We start from the raw sequence: 5,446 nt of genomic DNA, 5'->3' as shown, positions 1-5,446 counted from the left end.
AGGGTGTGGGAGAGTAGGACACCGCCGAACACAACGTAAGAGAAGCCCCCCAACCAGTCATGGTTGGGGGGCTTTCTCATACCCAAAACACACCCCCAAAACACACCCCCAAAACACACCCCGACATCGAGCGAACGGTACATCCATCGCCTCAGATCGACCGAACGTACCGTTCGCACGATCAGGGCAGGGCGAGCGACTGAGGTCGGCGGGCGCTTTGCCCGGATCAGTCGATGCCGTCGGCGGTGGCTGTTGCATACTTCGGCCGGCCAGTGGGCAGGTACCGCTGGATCATCACGCCTTTCGGAGTTGCCTGCGATTCGGCCAGTTCGAGTGCGATGTCCGGTCCGGAGTCGGGGAAGAGTCGAGTGCCCTGGCCTACGACCACCGGCACGATGAGCAGGATCATCTCGTCGACGAGATCGTTCGCGAGAAGCCAACGGCACAAGTTGCCGCTACCGTGCACCTGGAGCTCACCGCCGGGTACGGCTTTCAGTTCGCCGATCGCTGTGGCGGTGTCACCTGTAAGGGCGGTCGTGTTCTTCCATTGGGGATCGGTGAGCGTCGTCGACGCAAGATACTTGGGCCGCGAATTCAACGCGCTTGCAATGGGGTTGACATCCGGATTCTCGAACGTGCCCCAGTATCCGGCGAATATCTCGTAGGTGTGTCGGCCGAACAGGAAGGCCTCAGCTCGCTGGTAGACCTGGACGAGGTAATTCATCGCGTCGGTGTCCACCAATGGCGCGGACCATCCGCCCCGCTCGAATCCACCACGGCGGTCTTCGTCCGGCCCACCGAGTCCTTGCATCACTCCGTCGAGAGTGACGATGGTAAACGTCGTCAGTTTCATAGTCGTACCCATCTCCCAGGCGTCGTCGGATTTCCGCTGTGCCGATATAGACCGTCGGGAAGAGGGAAAGTCATCGAGCGAACGTGGCGTTCATCGCCTTGGATCGACCGAACGTGCCGTTCGCTCAGGGTGGGAGGTGAGATCAGGGCTGAACAGGCACGGACTCTGAGGGGGCGGTCTCGGACTCCAAAGCGTCGCACGGAATCGCGAGCTCGGTCTGTTCGAGGCGGCCGCGAAGGGTGATGTTCTCGGTGATCGACCACTGGGCAGCTTCGGCGCTGTCCGCAGCGGCCACCGCCCGTCCGGACGCGGCGACGTTACCCGGAACCGTCTTTGCGACCTCGGACAGTCGTGCTGCCTCGTTGACGGGATCACCGATGACGGTGTACTCGAATCTTTCTCGCGCACCGACGTTGCCGGCTACGGCAATACCGGCAGCTACGCCGATTCCCGCGCTCACTTCCGGAACTTCGGCACGCAGGCGCTGCTGGATCTTGCGGGCGGCGGCAAGAGCGCTGCCGGCGTGATCGTCGAGTGTCGTCGGCGCTCCGAAAATCGCCAGCGCTGCGTCGCCCTCGAACTTGTTGACGAATCCGCCGTGTGCATCGACCTCGTCGACGATGACGTCGAAGAATCGGTTGAGTAGAGCGACCACCGCGGTAGGGGAGTTGGTGGCCGCGATGGTGGTCGAACCGATGACGTCGACGAAAAGAACGGCAACGTCGCGCTCTTCACCGCCGAGTTCGGGGTTGCGGCGAACCGCGTTTGCGGCAACCTCGTGTCCGACGTGGCGCCCGAAGAGGTCGCGAATTCTCTCGCGCTCGCGTAGGCCCTCGGCCATTCGGTTGAAGCCGGTCTGCAGCAGTCCCAGTTCGGTCCCGTCGTACACGACGACGGACGCGGTGAGGTCGCCACGGGTGACTTGTTCCATGCCTCGTCGTACGGACCGAATGGGGGCCGCGGCCGATCGAATGTTGATGTACGTCAGCCCGAGTCCGACACACAGGGTGATCCCGCCGATGACGAGGATGGCGATTGCGAGGGCTTGCCACGAAGCAGGTCGGATGAAGCTGAAGACCGCTACGAGCATCAAGCCAGTGACGGGGACTCCGCTTCCGAGCAGCCAGACGAGGATTGTCCGGCCGGTCAGTCCGAGAACGGCAGCCTTGCGGGGTGCTCCGGACTCGAGTGCACGCGCAGCAATAGGGCGGAGTGCGAACTCGCTGAGCAGGTAGCAGAAAGCACAGGTGGTGATACCGCTGAAGGCCACGGTGAACAGAACTTTCGGAATGGTGTCGGGGTCGACGATTCCGTACATGGTCGTGAAGGTGATGAGCGCGGCCGTCCACAGGACAGCTTGCACTCGGGTCAGTCGCCACGGCCCGCGCAGCGCCGCGCGTTGATTCTGCTCGGTTGGCCGGTGATCCTCGGTGGCCCACCGGAGATCCCGCATGAGGCGTTTGGTGCCCCAGAGAAGTCCGATCAGAAAGACACACCCGATGAAGACGGGCACGGCGATAAAGTTGATCCACGCGAATTCGGGGTGGATGATCTCGGGTCCGGGAACCACGAATCCGACGAGCACTATCGCCAGCACCGCTCCGATCAGGTTGGTGACCAGGAGAGGGGCGGTCAGTAGTGCCTGGACGCGGATTCGGCGACGCCTGGGGCTTTCGTCGGTGGATCCGAGCAGCCACGACCCCAGGGGCGCACTCGGGACACGGCTTCGCTGCATAGTGTGTCGAGAGTAGTCGTATTGATCGCTTAGGGTGGTCCGGTGCGCCTAGTTATTGCTCGTTGCCGTGTCGATTATGTGGGACGCCTGACCTCCCACCTCCCTACCGCAAGACGACTGCTGTTGGTCAAGGCCGACGGCTCCGTCAGCATTCATGCCGACGATCGGGCGTACAAGCCGCTGAACTGGATGAGTCCGCCGTGCTGGTTGGTCGAGACCACCGGAGACAGCGACGACATCCTGTGGGTCGTCACCAACAAGGCGGGCGAGGAGCTTCGGATCACTCTCGAGGAGGTCGAGCACGATTCGTCGTATGAACTCGGTCTCGATCCGGGATTGATCAAGGACGGTGTCGAAGCGCACCTTCAAGAGCTTCTAGCGGAGCATGTCGAGACGCTCGGCCCCGGCTACACGTTGGTGCGCCGCGAGTACATGACGGCCATCGGGCCGGTCGACCTTCTGGTCCGCGACGCGGACGGTGCATCGGTGGCGGTGGAGATCAAGCGCCGCGGCGAGATCGACGGCGTCGAGCAGTTGACGCGCTATCTGGAATTGCTCAACCGCGATCCGTTGCTCGCGCCGGTCACGGGAGTTTTTGCAGCGCAACAGATCAAGCCGCAGGCGAAGACTTTGGCCAACGACCGTGGGATCCGTTGTCTGGTCCTTGACTACGAGGCACTCCGCGGGACCGAAAGCACCGAGTTCCGACTTTTCTGACGCTGTTTAGACTCGAACCATGCCGCGCCGCAAACCTTCGCCGAAGCAAACCCGTCGAACGGATACTCGGCGTGCTCGGGATTCGAGTGCGGAGTCGCAGGCACCCAGTGGTGTGTTGTTCGGCGGGGCGCTGGTCCGGGAGGAACCCGGGCCGGGCGGTGAAATGTACATGGTGAGGCCGATACCCGGTTCCAATGCGACGAAGTTCTACCGGTGTCCCGGTTGTGATCACGACATCAGGCCCGGCGTCGCCCATGTGGTGACGTGGCCTTCGGAACCGGGTGGCGCGAACGAACGTCGACACTGGCACACCGGATGCTGGTCAGGCCGCGGAACTCGCAGCCTGACCAGACGGTGGTCCTGAGCGTCGATCAGTTCCTGGACTGGGCTCGCTGCTCGACGGCGCGGGTGTCGATCTCGGCGGTGTTGGTCTCGTCCGAGTCCTCGAGTACGTCGTCTTCGTCGATACGTGGTTCTGAGTCGACCGGATCTGCGTCGGCTTTCTTGTCTTCGATCTCGAGATCTTCCTCGGCTTCGACGATGACCGGAGCGGGCGGTGAATCGAGGAGTTCGCTCTCCCGATTGACCGATGCGAGCATGGCCGGAACCGAATCGAGTTGTCCGCGAATACCCAAGAGCTGAGCCAGGATTCGGCCACGGAGAACACGCAGTTCTTCAGTCAGTTCTTTTGCGTGTGCGATCTTGCGCTCGGACTGATCGGTGGCGGCCTGCAGCCTCCGCTGAGCCTCGTGCGACGCATCGGCGAGTCGACGCTCGGCCTCTGCCTTGCTCGACGACTCCAGTTCGTTGACGGCGGCGACGACCTTGGCGCGGCGCTCCGACATAGAGATGTCGAAGTCTTCGCGGATCTGAGTGCGCTTGGCCTCGGACTCGGCAGCCAGTCGATCCCGCTCGGCTTGTGCGGCTTCGACGATGCGGGCCGCTTCGGTACGGGCCTGTGCCATGGTCTGCTCGTGCATGGTTTCCATCGCGTTGCGACGGTCCTCGAGTTCGGCGATCAGCGACTCGTAGTGCCCACGTAGGCGGGCGCCGTCCTGTTCGGCAATGGAGGTCATCTCGGCTGCGTCGGCCTCGGCCTTCGCGCGCACCTCGGAGGCCTCGTCGGAGGCAAGGCGCAGCATGCGGCTGATGCGATCGCTCATGCCCTCCGCAGTGGTGGGCGGTACCGACAGGCGGTCGACGTCCTTGCGGAGGTCGTCGATGTCGTCGCGTGCATCGTCGAGCTGCTTGGCAAGGTCACGGGCCTGCGCAGCGGCAGCATCACGATCGGCTGCGGTAACTCGCAGCTCCGCGTCGAATCGCTCGAAGTAGTTACGTACCTCGTCGCGGTCGTATCCCTTCCGTGCGATCTGGAACGGAAGTTGGATCGAACCGCGGTCCTGCTCGTATGCCATGGCGACAATCTACCTGGCATACGAGCTGGAGTCGGGTCTGCTAGTGGCTCGCGTCGGGTTCGACCAGTTCCACCAGGACGCCCCCGGCGTCCTTCGGGTGAATGAAGTTGATGCGCGAGTTGGCCGTACCGCGTCGGGGAGCGTCGTACAGCAACCGAACACCGCGCTCGCGAAGCTCGGCGGAGATGGCGTCGATGTCGGTGACCCGGTAGGCGAGCTGCTGCAGTCCAGGGCCGCTTCGGTCGATGAACTTGGCGATGGTCGAGTTCTCGTCCAGAGGCGCGAGCAGCTGAACGGCAGTGGATCCGGCGGGGGAGCCGACGACGGAGAGCATGGCCTCACGCACGCCCTGCGATTCGTTGATTTCCTCGTGGGTCGACACCATGCCCAGGTGCTGCGTGTACCACGCGATCGCCACGTCGAGATCGGGCACCGCGATTCCGACGTGATCGATCGCGACGACGAGGTCGGACGACAAAGGTGCGAGTGCAGAACTGGGGGAGGTCTGTGTCATACCTTTCACGGTAGCGCTACCGTTTGAGGAGTACACGTCGGGATGTGACTTGGCTCTTAGGCCGCACGGAACCGACGACTATGTCTCTTTTGCAGCCGGAGGAAATCGTGACCAGTTCTGTGATTGTTGCGGGAGCTCGTACCCCGATGGGTCGACTCCTCGGATCGTTGAAAGACCTCTCCGGGTCCGACCTCGGCGGCATCGCCATCAAA

The 5,446-nt window shown here is 62.9% G+C and carries 6 protein-coding genes; 2 read left to right on the top strand and 4 right to left on the bottom strand.

Annotated features, from left to right (window positions below; all coding sequences use genetic code 11):
* Positions 1 to 226: 226 nt before the first annotated feature.
* Positions 227 to 853: a dihydrofolate reductase family protein gene (locus ABWI03_RS33980; protein ID WP_298782241.1), complete on the bottom strand. Its 627-nt coding sequence runs from the start codon at positions 851 to 853 to the stop codon at positions 227 to 229.
* A gap of 142 nt (positions 854 to 995) precedes the next feature.
* On the bottom strand, positions 996 to 2,588 hold the full coding sequence (locus ABWI03_RS33975; protein WP_166814232.1) for an adenylate/guanylate cyclase domain-containing protein: 1,593 nt from the start codon (positions 2,586 to 2,588) through the stop codon (positions 996 to 998).
* A gap of 42 nt (positions 2,589 to 2,630) precedes the next feature.
* Between ABWI03_RS33975 and nucS the strand changes: the two genes are divergently transcribed.
* Together nucS and ABWI03_RS33965 are read left to right on the top strand one after the other, a co-directional pair.
* On the top strand, positions 2,631 to 3,305 hold the full coding sequence (gene nucS, locus ABWI03_RS33970) for an endonuclease NucS (protein ID WP_003945160.1): 675 nt from the start codon (positions 2,631 to 2,633) through the stop codon (positions 3,303 to 3,305).
* A gap of 19 nt (positions 3,306 to 3,324) precedes the next feature.
* The gene (locus ABWI03_RS33965) at positions 3,325 to 3,669 is read left to right on the top strand and encodes an Rv1322 family protein (RefSeq protein WP_124569864.1); all 345 of its coding nucleotides are present in this window, start codon (positions 3,325 to 3,327) and stop codon (positions 3,667 to 3,669) included.
* Positions 3,670 to 3,676: 7 nt separating this feature from the next.
* Here ABWI03_RS33965 and ABWI03_RS33960 read toward each other — a convergent pair whose 3' ends face one another.
* Together ABWI03_RS33960 and mce are read right to left on the bottom strand one after the other, a co-directional pair.
* Complete coding sequence (locus ABWI03_RS33960) at positions 3,677 to 4,720, bottom strand: coiled-coil domain-containing protein (RefSeq protein ID WP_095973766.1); 1,044 nt, start codon at positions 4,718 to 4,720, stop codon at positions 3,677 to 3,679.
* A 40-nt stretch (positions 4,721 to 4,760) separates the two neighbouring features.
* Positions 4,761 to 5,234, bottom strand: a complete 474-nt coding sequence (mce, locus tag ABWI03_RS33955; protein WP_070385161.1) for a methylmalonyl-CoA epimerase — start codon at positions 5,232 to 5,234, stop codon at positions 4,761 to 4,763.
* Between the last annotated feature and the right edge of the window lie 212 nt (positions 5,235 to 5,446).

Source organism: Rhodococcus baikonurensis, from assembly GCF_040489275.1.
Classification (GTDB): domain Bacteria; phylum Actinomycetota; class Actinomycetes; order Mycobacteriales; family Mycobacteriaceae; genus Rhodococcus_F; species Rhodococcus_F baikonurensis.
The sequence above is the reverse complement of the archived record's forward strand: the minus strand, read 5'-3'. Positions and strand labels throughout refer to the sequence as shown.